Raw genomic sequence first — 14656 nt, 5'->3', positions numbered from 1 at the left:
CCTGGACCGGGGTGAAACTTTCACTCCGACCGTTCGTCCCTGAGGGTCGGCAGGCCCGCGGCCAGGGCCTTGAGCCCGCGGACGAGCGTGGGCAGCAGCACCGGGCACAGGGCGGCCAGCTCGGGGTCCTCGGCGTAGACCTGGACCAGCGTGGGCGGCGGGTTGGCCGCCGGGTAGAGCGTGCTGGCCAGGCTGCTCGCGGCGGCGACCAGCTCCAGGCCCTCCCGCTCGGTCAGATCGCTGACCGCCGCCACCTCGGCGCCCAGCTCGGTGACGATCGTGATGATCGCACGCTTGAACGTGCGGGCGGCCTCGACGGAGACGTTGTGTTCGAGGCTGGTGGAGGTGTGGCCGAGCAGGTCGCAGAGCAGCGTCCGCTCGGTGATCGTCTCGGCCAGCACGGTCACCGCCTCGCCCGCGCCGTCGGCCGCCCGCAGGCGGGGAGTGGCGGTGTCGGCCCACTGCCGCCATTCCTCGGCGGCCAGCTCCAGGTAGATCTCCTCGCGGGTGCCGAAATAGCGCACGATGTTGGACTTCGCCAGCCCGACGGCCTCGGCGACCGCGCCCAGGCTGACGTTGCGCACGCCGGAGGTGCGGGCCAGCTCGCGCGCGGCGTCAAGGATCGCCTCGCGTCGCTGCTGCTTGTGCTCGGGCCGCCTGGCCCGGCGGAATGCCGCCCTCGTCATGTCCGTCTCAGCATACTGGCCTTACTTAAGGGAACGCCGTTCACTTGTTAAGGGTACGGTGTTCTGTTAGCGTCCCGAATACACCGGTACAGAAAAGAGATGGCGAGTGACCGAGATCAGGATGAAGGTGAACGGCGACGTCGCCGCGCTCGACGTCGAGCCATGGGTGAGCCTGCTCGACGCGCTGCGCGAACGCCTCGGCGTGACCGGGCCGAAGAAGGGCTGCGACCAGGGCGCCTGCGGCGCCTGCACGGTGCTGGCCGACGGCGTGCGGATCAACTCCTGCCTGGCCCTGGCCGTCCAGTACGACGGCCGCGAGATCACCACGATCGAGGGCGTGGACCACCCGCTGCAGGAGGCGTTCGTCCGCAACGACGGCCTCCAGTGCGGCTACTGCACCTCCGGCCAGATCTGCTCGGCCATCGGCATGCTGGCCGAGCACGCGGCCGGCATGCCCAGCGCGGCCGGCGGCTCGGGCGAGCTGAGCGAGGACGAGGTCAGGGAGCGGATGAGCGGCAACCTGTGCCGCTGCGGCGCCTACAACGGCATCGTGGACGCGATCATGGAAGTGGCCCGGTGAAACCGTTCGCTTACGTCAAGCCGGCCGACGTAGAGGCCGCCCTGCACGCCGCCGCCACCGAGCCGGGCGCCAAGTTCCTCGGCGGCGGCACCAACCTGGTCGACCTGATGCGCGAGGGCATCGAGCAGCCGCAGACGGTCGTGGACGTCACCGGGCTGCCCTTCGACACGGTCGAGGACCTGCCCGACGGCGGGCTGCGCATCGGCGCCCTCGTCCGCAACAGCACCCTGGCCGCCGACCCGCGCGTGCGAGACCGCTACCCGGCGCTGTCGCAGGCGCTGCTGTCGGGCGCCTCCGGCCAGCTGCGCAACATGGCCACCGTGGGCGGCAACCTGCTCCAGCGCACCCGCTGCCTCTACTTCTACGACACCGCCTCCGCCTGCAACAAGCGCGAGCCCGGCAGCGGCTGCGACGCGCTCGACGGGTTCAACCGGAGCTGCGCGATCCTGGGCGTCAGCGACAGTTGCATCGCCACCCACCCCTCCGACATGTGCGTGGCGCTGGCCGCCCTGGACGCCGTCGTCGAGGTACGCGGCACCGGCGGCACCCGCCGCGTCCCGGTGACCGACCTGCACCGGCTCCCCGGCGACACCCCCGAGATCGAGACCGACCTGGCCCCCGGCGAGCTCATCACCGCGGTCGAGCTGCCGCCGACCCCGGCGAACTCCCGCTACCGCAAGGTCCGCGACCGGGCTTCGTACGCGTTCGCCCTGGTCTCGGTGGCCGCCGCGCTGGAGGTGAGCGACGGCACGGTGACGCTGGCCCGGCTGGCGCTCGGCGGCGTCGCCCCCAAACCCTGGCGCGCCCGCGAGGCCGAGCGGCTGCTGACCGGCGGCCCGGCCGACGAGGCGGCGCTCCGGCGCGCGGCCGAGGCCGAACTGGCCGTGGCGAGCGTACGCGACGGCAACGCGTTCAAGACCGCGCTCGCCACCTCCACGATCGTGGCCACGCTGCGCGAGCTGAGCAAGGAAGGGGCCGTGCGATGAGCATCAAGTACGCCGAGGCCGAGCCGGCCACGACCGAGTCCGCGAAGTACGTCGGCCGCGCGGTCGACCGGGTCGACGGCCCGGCCAAGGCCACCGGCCAGGCCCGCTACGCCGCCGAGCACTCCTACCCCGACCTGGCCTACGCGGCGCTCGTGCACGCCACGATCCCGCGCGGCCGCGTCACCGCCATCGACACGGCGGCGGCGCGCGCGGTGCGCGGCGTGATCGACGTGCTCACCCACGAGAACGTCCCGGCCATGAAACCGCCGCCCAAGCGCAGCGTCCTCGACCTCAGCTCGATGGTCTCCGGCACCACGGTCAACTACCTGGGCACCGACGAGGTGCACTGGAACGGCCAGCCGATCGCCGTCGTGGTCGCCGAGACGCTGGAGACCGCCCGGTACGCGGCGTCGCTGGTGCGGCCCTCGTACCAGGAGCTGCCCGCCGCGACCTCCTTCGAGGCGGAGCAGCACAAGGCCGTCCCGCAGAAGAGCAGCCTGATCTCCGAGGCATCGGCGAACAAGGGGGACGCGCCGGCCGCGCTGGCCGCCGCGCCGTACGCGGTCGACCTGACCTTCTCGACGCCGCCGCAGAGCCACAACGCGATCGAGCCGCACGCCTCCACCGCGGTCTGGGACGGAGACCGGCTGACGCTGCACGAGGGCACGCAGAACATCGCCTGGACGCGCCGGCACCTGGCCCTGCGGTTCGGCGTGCCGGAGAAGTCGATCAGGATCCTGTCGCCCCACGTCGGCGGTGGTTTCGGAGGGAAAGGCTCGGTCTGGGCGGGCACGCTGCTCGCCGTCCTGGCCGCACGGGTGACCGGCCGCGCCGTACGGCTGGCGCTCACCCGCGAGAGCGTCTACCACACGGTCGGCGGGCGCACCGCCAGCACCCAGCGGGTCGCCCTGGGCGCGGACGCGGACGGCCGGCTGACCGCGCTGATCCACACCAGCGTGTCCAGGACCGGCCGCACCGGCGGCTCGGGGGAGCAGATCACCTCCGGCTCCCGGCACCTCTACGCCGCCCCCAACATCCACCTGCAGCAGAACGTGGTCCAGCTCGACCTGCTGGCCAACACGTTCATGCGGGCCCCCGGCGAGTCCATCGGCACCTTCGCGATGGAGTCGGCCGTGGACGAGCTGGCCTGGGAACTGGGCATGGACCCGATCGAGCTGCGCATGCGCAACGAGCCCGAGCGCGATCCGCTGGGCGGGCAGGAGTTCTCGGGGCGGCGGCTGCGGGAGGCGTACGCGCTGGGGGCCGAGCGGTTCGGCTGGAGTCGGCGCGATCCTCAGGCCGGGGCCATGCGCGACGGGAAATGGCTGGTCGGCATGGGGGTGGCCACGGCCTACCACCCGTCGCTGCAGATGATGGCGAGCATGACCGTGCGGCTGGAGGCCGACGGCACGCTCGTGGTGCGCTGCGGCCTGCAAGAGATGGGCATGGGGACGGCGACCGTACAGGCCCAGATCGCCGCCGACGAGATGGGCCTGCCGCTGGAGAAGGTACGCGTGGAGTACGGCGACTCCGACCTGCCGCCGGGCCCGGGGGCAGGCGGCTCGATGCAGACCGCGACCGCCGCGGCGGGCGTGATAGCCGCCTGCGCCAAGCTCAAGCGCACGCTGACCGGCCTGGCCCGCCGCGCACCCGGCTCACCCCTGAGCGGCACCCGCCCCGCCGACGTGCAGGCCCGAGACGGAGGACTCTACGCCGGGGACCGCGGCCTCACCTACAAGGAGATCCTCTCCGCCGCCGGCCGCGACCACGTGGAGGCCGGGGTCAAGTCGAACACGCTGACCTTCATGACCAAGTTCCTGCGCGAGCGCAGGAAGTGGGTGAAGGCGGCGACCGGGGCGCAGTTCTGCGAGGTGCGGGTCGATCCCGACACCATGGAGGTACGGGTGTCGCGCTGGCTCGGCGTCTTCGACGCCGGCACCATCGTCAACGCCAGGACGGCGGCCGGCCAGCTGCGCGGCGGGATCGTGATGGGCCTCGGCCTGGCGCTGTCGGAGCACACCCTGATCGACCCCCGCACCGGGCGTGTCGTCAACCCGAGCCTGTCGGAGTACCACATGCCGGTGCACGCCGACGTTCCGCACATCGACGTGGAGTGGCTGAACGAGCCGGACCCGACGATGCCGCTGGGCCTGCGCGGGATCGGGGAGGTGAGCATCACGGGGGTCGCCGCGGCTGTGGCCAACGCCGTGCGCCACGCGACGGGCAAGCGTGTCGCGGACCTGCCGATCACGCTCGACAAGCTGCTGTAGCTCTAGGCTGCTGTGTCGACGCTCGTCGAGGAGGTAGTTGCCCATGTCACGTCCGCCGTTCCCGCCGTTCACCGAGGAGAGCGCCCGGCTCAAGGTCCAGGCCGCCGAGGACGCCTGGAACACGTGCGACCCCGACCGGGTCGCGATGGCGTACACGGAGGACACGGTCTGGCGCAACCGCGCCGAGTTCGTGACCGGGCGCGACGAGGTGAGGGCTTTTCTGCGGCGCAAGTGGGACAGGGAGCTGGACTACGCGCTGCGGAAGGAGCTGTGGGGCGTGCTCGGGAACCGCATCGCGGTGCGGTTCCAGTACGAGTGCCATGACGCCTCGGGGCAGTGGTGGCGCAGTTACGGGAACGAGCAGTGGGAGTTCGACGAGGCGGGATTGATGCGGCGCAGGGAGGCGAGCATCAACGACGTGCGGATCACGGAGTCGGAGCGGCGCATCTTCGGCACGCGCCCGGAGCCGGAGCACGGCGTGGACGTGCTGCCACTCAGATGAGATATCGGAACCACAGGTAGGGCGTCGAGAACGCCACGGTGACGAACGTGACCACCAGCCCATACCGAGTGAACTGCCAGAAGGAGATGGGGGTGCCGTTACGGGCGGCGATGCCGATGATCACCACGTTGGCCGCCGCCCCCACCGCCGTCGCGTTCCCGCCCAGGTCGGCCCCGATCGCCAGGGCCCACCAGAGCACCTGGGCGTGCTCGCCGCCGCCGTTCGCCTGCACGAGGTCGGCGACGATGGGGCTCATCGTGGCCACGTACGGGATGTTGTCGATCACCGCCGACAGCCCCGTCGAGGCCCACAACAGCAGCATCGTGGCCAGCCCGAGCTGCCCCTGCGTGGCCTCCGCCGCCGCCTTCGAGATCTCGCCGATGACACCGGTCTCCACCAGCGCCCCCACCATCACGAACAGCCCCGCGAAGAACACCAGCGTCGGCCACTCCACCTCGCGGATGGCGTCCTCGGTCGTCACCTTCGTCGCCGCGACCAGCACCCCGGCGCCCAGCAACGCGACCACGCTCGGCTCGTAGTGCAGCACGGGATGCAGCACGAACGCCGCCATCACCAGCGCCAGCACGACCAGCGACTGCCACAGCAGCCGCCGGTCCGCGATGGCCTCACGCTCGTTCAACGTCATGATCTCGGCCGCGAGGTCGGGGTCGTACCTGAACGACTTCCTGAACAACCACCTGCACAACACCGCGAACACCACCATCAGCACCACGATCAGCGGCGCCAGGTGCACGAGGAAGTCGTTGAAGGTCAGGCCGCCGCGGCTGGCGATGATGATGTTCGGCGGATCGCCGACCAGCGTGGCCGCGCCGCCGATGTTCGACGCCATCGCCTCGGCGATCAGGTACGGCGCCACCGGCAACGCCAGCCGTTCGCACACCAGGAACGTCACCGGCGCGATCAGCAGCACGGTCGTCACGTTGTCCAGCAGCGCCGACGCGCTCGCCGTGATCACCACGAGCAACACCATCAGCCGGTACGGCCGCCCCCTGGCCCGCTTGGCCGCCCAGATGGCCAGGAACTCGAACACCCCGGTCTGCTTCAGCACGCCGACGATGACCATCATGCCGAGCAGCAGGAAGATCACGTTCCAGTCGATGCCGGATCGCTCGTCGAAGAACGCGGCGCCGGCGTCGGTGGCGTGGATCAGCAACATGATCCCCGCCCCGGCGAGCGCCGCGGCCACGCGGTGCACCTTTTCGGTGGCGATCAGCGTGTACGCGCCCATAAAGACGGCCACCGCCACCCACGCCGTGATCGTCACGCGCGCAACCTATCAACCACCCCTCAGCGAACCGCACCCCGCCTTGGGGCGCCGCCAGAGGGTCATCGAGGGACGCGAATCCACCGGGGATCGTCATAACGCTGCTCCACCTCATCCCCCGGCAGAAAATCCGGCACCGTACACAACACGATCTCCCCCCGAACCTCCAGATACCGAATCAGCCCCGCCGCCACCGACAACACCGCCTCAACCCCACCACTCCCTTGCGGCATACGCCTTTCCAGCACCCCCACCACGTCCGTGAGCCCGAACTCCTCAGGCAGCAACTCCGCCACCTCCCGGATGAAGCTCTCGGTCACCCGCGCATGCACCATGACCCGACCGGCCCCGGCATTCGGCTCAGCCCGCCCCGACCCACCACAACTCCCACAACCACCCGTGTCACGAGGATTGATCGGAATCTCCCCACTGCCAAGACACATCACGCACCGCCCGTACTCGGACGCGTGCCGCGCGGCGGCATCCCGATCGGCCAGCGGCAACCCGCAACTACAGGAGAAGGAGTTGTAGGTCCCTTCGGCATAGTCGTGAAAGGCGATCTCATCGGGTGCGTCGACCCACCCGATGCTGATGACATGCTCGTCCATAAGGGGTGTCAGCGCTCTCGTTTCCGGCGGTACGGATGCCACGGGCCACCCAAGATAACCGCCCCCACCACGTCAGATAACTCATTCCCGCAAACCCATCACCCACAGTAAGCACGCCCCTCAGTCCCAACTGCTCGGTCCTCCACACGGGGGCGCGCCGTGGGCTTCGGGCTGCGCCTGGTGGGGGAGCCATGCTCCCCCACACCCCCTGTCCCGGCCCCCACACCCCCTGTCCGGGCGCCTCCCGGCCCCCACATCCCCTGTCCGGGCGCCTCCCGGCCCCCGGACCCCCGGCCTGGGCCACGAAGCCCCGGCCCTGCTCCGCCTCCTCCGATTGCCAGACCCAGATTCAGGCCGAGGCCCCGGCCCAGACCTTCGATTTCCCGGCTCCCGGCCCCGGCCTGGACCCCGGACCCGTGGTGTGGGCCTCGATCCCGCAGGCTGAGCCAGGCCCCACTTCCGCCTGAACCCTCGATCGCCGTACCCCGAACCTCGACCTCCGGACAGCCCGCCACCCCTGAACCTCAACCTCCGTCCCTACCCTTGAGAGGTGCTGACAGCAGGCATCGATCTCGCAGCAGAACCTCCACGCACAGCCGTGGCCTGGCTCACCTGGTCATCCAACGGCGCCCAAGTCACCCGCCTCGTCCTCGGGGCAAAAGACGACCTCCTCCTCGAAGCCATCACCACAGCCACCAAAACCGGCATCGACTGCCCCTTCGGCTGGCCGATCAAGTTCATCGACTTCATCACCGCCCACCGAACAGGCCACGTCACAGTGCCCCAGGACGTACCCGGCCTGATCTGGCGCCACGACCTGACCCATCGCGTCACGGACCAGGCGGTGGAGGCCCGAACCGGCCGCCGCCCCCTGAGCGCCTCAGCCGACCGCATCGGCCACACCACGATGCGCTGCGCCGCCCTACTCTCAACCCTCGCCGCCCAAGGCCACCCTGTGGACCGCCGCGGAACCGGCGCGGCCGTGGAGGTCTACCCAGCCGCCACCCTCAGACTCTGGAACCTCCCGCACCAGAGCTACAAACGCCCCACCGAACTGAACGTGCTCGTAGACCGCCTCAAGAGAGCGGCCCCCTGGCTGGACCTGGCCGGCCACGAAGCCCTGTGCCGCACCTCCGCCGACGCCACCGACGCCGTCATCTGCGCCCTGGCAGCCCGCGCCGCCGCCCTAGGCCTCGCCACCACCCCACCCCCGGAACACTCGGAGACCGCAGCCGCCGAAGGCTGGATCGCCCTGCCCACCACACCCCTGAACGACCTCATCCAGACACCCTGACCAGCGCCGATTCTGTCAGCCCCACCTGCCACCATGCCGAGATGACACCAGACGACGACTACGAAGTCCTCGCCGAAACAGGCGGCTGCATCACCTATGTCCGAGGTCTCACGCCGGAGCAGGTGATCCTCAAACTCGGCGGCCACCCCGAGACCTTCACCTCGGCGTCGTTCCACGATCTGTACGACACCGCCCCCGGCCCGCCCGGAGCGCGCCTCGGCATCACATCCATCGGCGATTGGACGGTGATCGTCGAGATGAACTCGGAGCTCGGCCTCACCGGCAGCGTCATCACCCGCTTATCCGCCGGCACGCGCCTCGTCTCCCACCACTGCCTCGACATCAAGGCCCTCGACTACTTCTACTGGCTGGAGGACGGCGAGCTCCGCTTCTGCTTCATCGCCCAGGAGGGCTACATGAAGCCGGTGCCCGACGAACTCGTACCGCTGATGCGCGAGATCGACACTCACTACCCCGACTTCACCAACCCCCACGACGGCCCGATGTTCCTCCTGGCCGAACACCTCACCGGCATCAAACTGACCCCGAGCCTCCTGGAACAGGCCACCTACCTCTCCGGCGTCGTCCCCGAGCCAGAGGAGGACTTCCTGGCTTGGTGACCAGCAGCCCATAAGGGCTGACGAGGAGGAACCGCAGAGTCACGGTCGGAACGACCCGAGCGACATGGGCGCGGCGGACAAGCGAGAGGCCCACCCGCCGCGCACTGTCACGCGATTCTCCCGCCCAGAATCAGCTCGAAGACCCGCCTCGCGGCAGCGGCGGCCATCCAGGCGGTCTCCTGCACGGTCTTCCCTGCACGGTCCGTACGCCGGACGAAGCCCTGGCCACCGGCGGCACACAGCTCTCACACCGTCGCCTGACAGCTGCAGGTGTGCACAGAAACCCGGATCCGCGGCACCCGCCGAGCCGGTTCGTACCAGGCCACTCGGGCTTGGTCAGGCCGGGGCGGCTGGACGTGCCGGCCGTGATGATCCGGGACTTCGTCGGATACGCTCACCAGGTCCTCCCTTCGAAGATCTCGACGAGGTTCCTGAGCGCCAAGTCGACCCGTGCCACAACGAGCCCCCGCACGCGGTCGCCTTCATCCGGCAGCCGATATCCGTGCCTCACCAACACGGCCCGCACTTCCGCCACCAGCAGGGGCGTGAACCGAACTTCTGTGGTTGTGTTTCCCATGGGTCGGACCTCCTACGTCCGATCAAGGGCCCGTCTCGGCGCTTCCATCGCTGAGGCGGGCCCGTTGACTTGATGAACACGTCCTTCGGCCAGCACGTATGTTCCACATCCAACGTGCGGTCATGGCAGAACGTCCTTACCGTGTTCTCCCGTGACGATTGACCAGGGAGGAAGGCAGGGTTGTCACGGTCCAGGCCGCGGCACGTTCGTAGCCCCGGAGGTGGCTCGGCTGGAGAGGTGATGGCGCCCCGCCATCAGCAGACTGTGGCAGGGAAAAGCTTGGGACTCACGCGGCCACGGCCTGCTCGTAGGTTCGACCGCGGACTGCACTGCGGCCACCAGTAGAGGTGTGAATCGAACCTCTGCGATTACCTCACTCAAGGGAGACCTCCTGCTTTCGAGTGCAGTGGCAGGTCCTGGCAAGCATCAAGAGCCTTAGAGAACGGGCTCGTCGCCATGATGCGGAGGGCCGGGCTCTTGCCAGGGACGAAGGGAACCACGAAGCAGGCTACGTCACATGCCTATGCATGTCTACCCTTGTCAATGGGCAGAGGCTAACGTCAGAGGGTAAGGGCGGGCTTCTACAGTCCTGGGTATGGAGGAAGAGTGGCAGTTTGATCCCACGAGCCCCAAATCAGCGCAGATAGCTGAGGAAGTGGAGAGGCGCATACGGGTGGGAGAGTATCCGCCGAAGCATCCCATTTACGAGGTGCGCCTCGTGCAGGAGTTCGGGGTGGCGCGTGAGACGGCGCGTAAGGCGACGATGATTCTTCGGGGACGAGGGCTCATCTTCACCGTGCGCGGCATGGGCAGCTTTGTGGCGGAGTCGAGCCAATGGGCTGACTAGCCTGTCCCCACGGATACCTTAGTCAAAGCTGCAACGCAGGATATTTGAGCCGGTCAACTGCCGTGCATTGTAGGAGCCCTCGTCTAGTTGGTTTCTCACTTATTGAAAAGCTGCCTTACAGCTGCATCTTCGTGACCTCTTCCTCGCCGGCACCATGCAGCGACTCCCTGGTTCGCAGGTCGTTCCAGTGGTAGCCACAATTGGCGCAAGGAACACCTTCGAAAGTGTGACGAGGGACAAGCTCTAGATCGCATACTCGCTCCTCCTGGGAACGTGCATGGTGATCCGTTGCCTTGCTGATCGCGCTGGTGATATCGGAAGCCTCCACGACCCACGTGTAAGGCTCCTCACCATCCTCACGCTCAGAGCCGGCGATAGTGACAGTGAATGCTTTGAGTCGCTTTACTCCGCTGGCAGCTTTGTCGCGAGTGGCGTCGAGGCCGTCGCCGGGTGATTCTTGCATGGTCGAAGATTACGCCAACTGGCCACCTTGGGGGATGGCGCTTCCCAACTGCCCCGTCCCGCAGGAAGGCGGCACCTGTCCTGAGCAGTCATTTGGTCCAATAGCTTCGGTGTTGCCGGACGTATCGGAGGTCGATGGAGTGCTTCGGGTGAGTTCTCAGCGCACCGATGGCTTGCCCGGTTTTGGCATCTATGACCTTCAGGTCATCGTTCAAGTAGATTGCGCCGTAATCGAATCGTAGGTGGTCGTTCGGGCAGAGACAGAGCGCGTTCTCTTCGCGGTCCGGCCCATTGTGTGGCTCGCCTAGGCCCTGGATATGGGCTACTTCGCTGGCAGGGCCACCAGGCAACTCGATTGTTGTATCGCAGACCTGGCAAATATCGTTGTGCCACTTCTTGATGTTTCTTACCACGCTCACTTTCCGATTGAGCCGCTGGGTGACTCGCTCAGTGCGACTCACGAGGCCGTCGGAGGTCGATTGCGATCCTAAATCGCCGACATCGATGTCTTGCGGCAGGTCAGGTAAGGTCTCTGCTTCAGTGATTTTCTCCAGCCGGAACTGGAGTACGCGGAATCCATCAGCACGTGTCTTGAACCAGTGTCGCACTACGCGATATAAGCCGTCGTACCGGTAGCCTTCGGTTGGGGCGTGCTCGGACTTCTCTTCGTGCCCGCGGATCACTCGTACGGGCAGTCGCTCCATCTGACTTCTAACGAGGCCAGCATTGCCGCGAGTGATGGTTTGATCGGCTACCTGCCGCTTTCTCGCATCCTGCCCACCTTGCCCTGTATATATGATTAAGTCGCCTTCGTCCCAGTCGTCCGGGTATCCGCCGTTCAATACAATGGCGTCAGCGCCCTCGGCTTCCGTGCCGGAGATCCCGTTCTGTTTGTGTGCGTGGAGCCCGGCTAGGCGCAACTCTTCTCGATCGACGTAAAGCGTGCCTTCGGAGTTGCCGGGGATCTCACCGAATGTCCTGATATATGCCACTGCATGATCATGCCATTTGGGCGCGACAGATGCACGCGAGTTCGATGTGGTTTGGGCTGGGTGGGCAGCAAGTGTCCACGATTGTCGCTTCTCTAGGCGACTGCGGCCTAGGAGGAGAATGGTGAAGTTGCCCTGGCCAACTCCACTTCTTATGTGCTGCCGTCGGTTTGAACTACCTCTTCGGGGTGATCCGCAGGCACGGCAAGACGATGAGGTCGCCCTGGCGGCGGCTCAATCTGGCCGGCAGGCCCTGCTGGTGCTGGTCTACCTGCGCAAGGGCGAGACCTACGCCGAACGCGGCGCCGGCTTCGGGGCATCGACGGCAACCGCGTGCCGATACGTGGACGAGACAGTGGCACTGCTGTCGGCCCGCTTACCCAAGCTCGGCCAAGCACTGCGCCAGGCGAAGCGGGACGGGCTGCACTATCTGGTGCTGGACAGCACTCTGATCTGCACCGACCGGATCAAGGCCGACCGGCCGTACTTCTCCGACAAGCACCACGTGCACGGCATGAACATCCGGCCGCCCGCCGCACGGCGCTCATCAATTGCTGGTCCTCCGCCGGGGCCATGTCCATAACGGGAGGATGTGAGCCACCGGGATCACCAGCACGTGCCTCTGCCCACGCTGCCAACGCGTGACCAGGATGGCGACCTGCTCTCCCCGTCCCAGGGTGGTGGAGGGATGGAGGGCATTCAACTCCCCGCCGAGCCGCCGGAACCAAGAGTGTGATGCTGGCGATGATAGCGAAGATGCTCACGATCAACATCATGCTTCAGCACAAGCTTACCGATTGTCTCGCCATCCGTACGATCAATTACGCTGTAATCATCCTCAATGGTGATCGCCCCATATTTAAAAAGGTCTCGATGGTTGGGGCACAGGCAAAGCATGTTGTCTTTGCTATCAGGCCCCAAGTGAGGCTGCTCTCGCCCACGGATATGCACGGTGGCGGCAATGCGTAGGCCACCTGGTACTTCTAGCACGGTGCCGCATACCTGACATGCATGGTCGTAAACTTGCTTTAGTTCCGTCGCGATCAGCCTATCCGCATAGACTCCTGGAGCGACCTCTTCCCTACGCCCGGGGGAAAGTTTGCGACTCAGATGGCGTGCCTTAGTCTTTTTGGGCGACCCGTCATCTATCTGCTCAAGCCGGAACTGGAGGACGGTAGGCCCATCGACGCCGCGTTTGGTCCAGTAATCGGCTACCGTGAAGATCCCGTCGTAACTATAGCCAGCTGGCGGCGAGAAATTCTTGTGGCCCCCAGCACCACGAACGACCCGAACTGGCAGTCCAGTCATAATGCTCTTGATGAGAGCAGCATTGCCCGAGTCGTCTGCCGACTGGTCTTTGACCTGCACGCCAGTATTAGGATCACGCCCACCATGTCCGGTGTAGATGATCACATCCCCGTAATCCTCATCGTCCTTGTAACCGCCCGAAACGACGATGGACTCGGCGCCGCCTCGCTCAGCAGTGCCGCAGATGCCTGCCTGCAACGGGCGGTGAACACCTGCGTCGTGCAGAGCTCGACGGCTCTCGAAAATGGTCCCCGGTCGGATCCCTTCGATGACACCGTAAAACTCTTTTGTCGTGATACGTTGCTGGCTTTTATGTGCGCAGTTACGCACCAAGGCGAGGTGCGCTGCAAAGTTCGACTCGCGCTTCTGCGGGATAGGAAGGCCCTTATCCCGCAGCGACTCGCGCGCATGTTGGAAAATTGTATCCAGCTCTAGAAACTCAGGCTGTTCCGGGATTCCATTGCTAATGAGATGTATGAGCTCACCAGTGAAGGCTGTATAGGTGTCGAGACCGCCGAGCGCTGTCTTGTTTTCGGCCGTCGCCGTCATCAAGTATGTGCCGGTAACACGGGCATTATTAGCGACACGCTCCGTGCTATCTTCGGCGCCCATTAGCGATAGAGCAAGACCACTGTAGCAACAGTCTAGGATGACGATTTTGCGCCGTGCGCGACTCGCTCGCAGCTCGTTTCGTACCGTGTCATAGGCCACCGCACTGTACATGCGGTCCTTATGCGAGTCTACTAGAGTGAGATACAGATCACTCTCCACGGAATGCATCAATCCATGGCCGGCGAAGTACACGATAAGAGTATCTTTCGCCTCTTCTCGAGCCTGCCACAGTGGATCCATCATGGCATCTACCGTGGTGGGATTATGGACAATCGTGCAGTGTTCCGCCGGCAGTCCCCACAGGTCGGATCTTTGAAGGAGACCGCCCAATGTCGTCAGGTTGTTTTCAACGGCAGGGAGAGACGCTAGATAGGTGTACTTGCTCGTGCCAATCAGCACGGCACGCGAAGTTAAGGGATCAGGGAGATTCAATCGTTCTCCTCCAACGCCTTGAGAATCTGAACCACGAGTTCCGACTCCGCCTCAGATACCACGACAGTGGTCCCCCCACGTTCAATGGTCACCTGTGGGCGATGCTGCCGCGTTCCACGCCACTGCGATAGCGCCTCGATGAAGGCGGGCCATTGCAATGCGCTTGTCACGGCCAGTGCGATGAGATCGAGAGTGTCACCCATCTCACCGGGCTCCGGATCCTTAGACTGCAGGCGCACATCCATATAGTCAAGAGCATCGAGGTCCCTCATCAGCCAATCGTAGAGCGACCGGAGTTCCTGCTCGGCAAAATCTCCGCTCATCCGAAGCTTCACCGTTTCATCCATCACAATCCCCACCAATCCACGACGAATCCTCATCCGGGATACTACCGGCACCCACCTCACATGAGCATCAAAACGAGAAAAACGGGCACCTCGCGCAACCCGGCAGTTAGACAGGCTGCGTGACGGCGTCTTCGAGCGTCCACGACGCAGGCGCGATGGCCCTAACATCCTCCCAAATGCAACTACGTATGTCTGTGGCAAGGTTGTATTCTGGCAGGCTGGTCGACGCTAGCGCTGCAGGTGATCCCGTG

At 65.9% G+C, this 14656-nt stretch carries 16 protein-coding genes; 8 read left to right on the top strand and 8 right to left on the bottom strand.

The annotated features are described in order from the left end of the window. Positions 1-20: 20 nt before the first annotated feature. On the bottom strand, positions 21-686 hold the full coding sequence (locus ABFX54_RS19270; protein WP_346106603.1) for a TetR/AcrR family transcriptional regulator: 666 nt from the start codon (positions 684-686) through the stop codon (positions 21-23). 121 nt (positions 687-807) lie between these two features. Between ABFX54_RS19270 and ABFX54_RS19265 the strand changes: the two genes are divergently transcribed. Genes ABFX54_RS19265 through ABFX54_RS19250 form a run of 4 tightly spaced genes read left to right on the top strand, consistent with a single transcriptional unit; the run spans position 808 to position 5024 of the window. Continuing rightward, complete coding sequence (locus ABFX54_RS19265; RefSeq protein WP_346106651.1) at positions 808-1266, top strand: (2Fe-2S)-binding protein; 459 nt, start codon at positions 808-810, stop codon at positions 1264-1266. After that, positions 1263-2252, top strand: a complete 990-nt coding sequence (locus ABFX54_RS19260; RefSeq protein ID WP_346106602.1) for an FAD binding domain-containing protein — start codon at positions 1263-1265, stop codon at positions 2250-2252. Before ABFX54_RS19265 ends, ABFX54_RS19260 begins: the two co-directional genes overlap by 4 nt. Continuing rightward, the gene (locus ABFX54_RS19255; protein ID WP_346106600.1) at positions 2249-4522 is read left to right on the top strand and encodes a xanthine dehydrogenase family protein molybdopterin-binding subunit; all 2274 of its coding nucleotides are present in this window, start codon (positions 2249-2251) and stop codon (positions 4520-4522) included. Before ABFX54_RS19260 ends, ABFX54_RS19255 begins: the two co-directional genes overlap by 4 nt. A gap of 37 nt (positions 4523-4559) precedes the next feature. After that, positions 4560-5024 carry a nuclear transport factor 2 family protein gene (locus tag ABFX54_RS19250; RefSeq protein ID WP_346106598.1) on the top strand — a complete coding sequence of 155 codons (465 nt, stop codon included), beginning with the start codon at positions 4560-4562 and terminating at the stop codon, positions 5022-5024. Here ABFX54_RS19250 and ABFX54_RS19245 read toward each other — a convergent pair. Beyond that, a complete protein-coding gene (locus tag ABFX54_RS19245; protein WP_428834538.1) occupies positions 5017-6303 on the bottom strand; it encodes an ArsB/NhaD family transporter in 1287 nt (428 codons plus the stop codon). The two genes, ABFX54_RS19250 and ABFX54_RS19245, sit on opposite strands and share 8 nt — an antisense overlap. 68 nt (positions 6304-6371) lie before the next feature. Then, positions 6372-6917 (bottom strand): hypothetical protein, encoded by a 546-nt coding sequence (locus ABFX54_RS19240; protein ID WP_346106594.1) that lies wholly within the window; start codon positions 6915-6917, stop codon positions 6372-6374. A 550-nt stretch (positions 6918-7467) separates the two neighbouring features. Between ABFX54_RS19240 and ABFX54_RS19235 the strand changes: the two genes are divergently transcribed. Then, entirely contained in the window at positions 7468-8211 is a 744-nt protein-coding gene (locus ABFX54_RS19235; protein ID WP_346106593.1) for a DUF429 domain-containing protein, read from the top strand. Positions 8212-8252: 41 nt separating this feature from the next. Then, on the top strand, positions 8253-8831 hold the full coding sequence (locus tag ABFX54_RS19230; RefSeq protein WP_346106591.1) for a DUF6461 domain-containing protein: 579 nt from the start codon (positions 8253-8255) through the stop codon (positions 8829-8831). 394 nt (positions 8832-9225) lie between these two features. On the opposite strand, the gene ABFX54_RS19225 is transcribed toward ABFX54_RS19230, so the two are convergent. Then, positions 9226-9408 carry a hypothetical protein gene (locus tag ABFX54_RS19225; protein WP_346106589.1) on the bottom strand — a complete coding sequence of 61 codons (183 nt, stop codon included), beginning with the start codon at positions 9406-9408 and terminating at the stop codon, positions 9226-9228. A 595-nt stretch (positions 9409-10003) separates the two neighbouring features. On the opposite strand from ABFX54_RS19225, the gene ABFX54_RS19220 reads away from it, so the two are divergent. Then, positions 10004-10255, top strand: coding sequence for a GntR family transcriptional regulator (locus ABFX54_RS19220; protein ID WP_346106587.1), 252 nt, complete (start codon positions 10004-10006; stop codon positions 10253-10255). Between the two features lie 115 nt (positions 10256-10370). On the opposite strand, the gene ABFX54_RS19215 is transcribed toward ABFX54_RS19220, so the two are convergent. After that, on the bottom strand, positions 10371-10718 hold the full coding sequence (locus ABFX54_RS19215; protein ID WP_346106586.1) for a hypothetical protein: 348 nt from the start codon (positions 10716-10718) through the stop codon (positions 10371-10373). Between the two features lie 88 nt (positions 10719-10806). After that, on the bottom strand, positions 10807-11709 hold the full coding sequence (locus tag ABFX54_RS19210) for a YDG/SRA domain-containing protein (protein ID WP_346106584.1): 903 nt from the start codon (positions 11707-11709) through the stop codon (positions 10807-10809). Positions 11710-11827: 118 nt separating this feature from the next. On the opposite strand from ABFX54_RS19210, the gene ABFX54_RS19205 reads away from it, so the two are divergent. Continuing rightward, a complete protein-coding gene (locus ABFX54_RS19205) occupies positions 11828-12289 on the top strand; it encodes a helix-turn-helix domain-containing protein (RefSeq protein ID WP_346106582.1) in 462 nt (153 codons plus the stop codon). 116 nt (positions 12290-12405) lie between these two features. On the opposite strand, the gene ABFX54_RS19200 is transcribed toward ABFX54_RS19205, so the two are convergent. After that, entirely contained in the window at positions 12406-14058 is a 1653-nt protein-coding gene (locus ABFX54_RS19200; protein ID WP_346106580.1) for a caspase, EACC1-associated type, read from the bottom strand. Beyond that, complete coding sequence (locus ABFX54_RS19195) at positions 14055-14405, bottom strand: effector-associated constant component EACC1 (protein ID WP_346106578.1); 351 nt, start codon at positions 14403-14405, stop codon at positions 14055-14057. Before ABFX54_RS19195 ends, ABFX54_RS19200 begins: the two co-directional genes overlap by 4 nt. Positions 14406-14656: the final 251 nt, after the last annotated feature.

This window comes from Nonomuraea maheshkhaliensis, from assembly GCF_039529435.1.
GTDB classification, from domain to species: Bacteria; Actinomycetota; Actinomycetes; order Streptosporangiales; family Streptosporangiaceae; genus Nonomuraea; species Nonomuraea maheshkhaliensis.
Note: the sequence above shows the minus strand (reverse complement) of the source record. Positions and strands in the feature narration are given on the sequence as shown.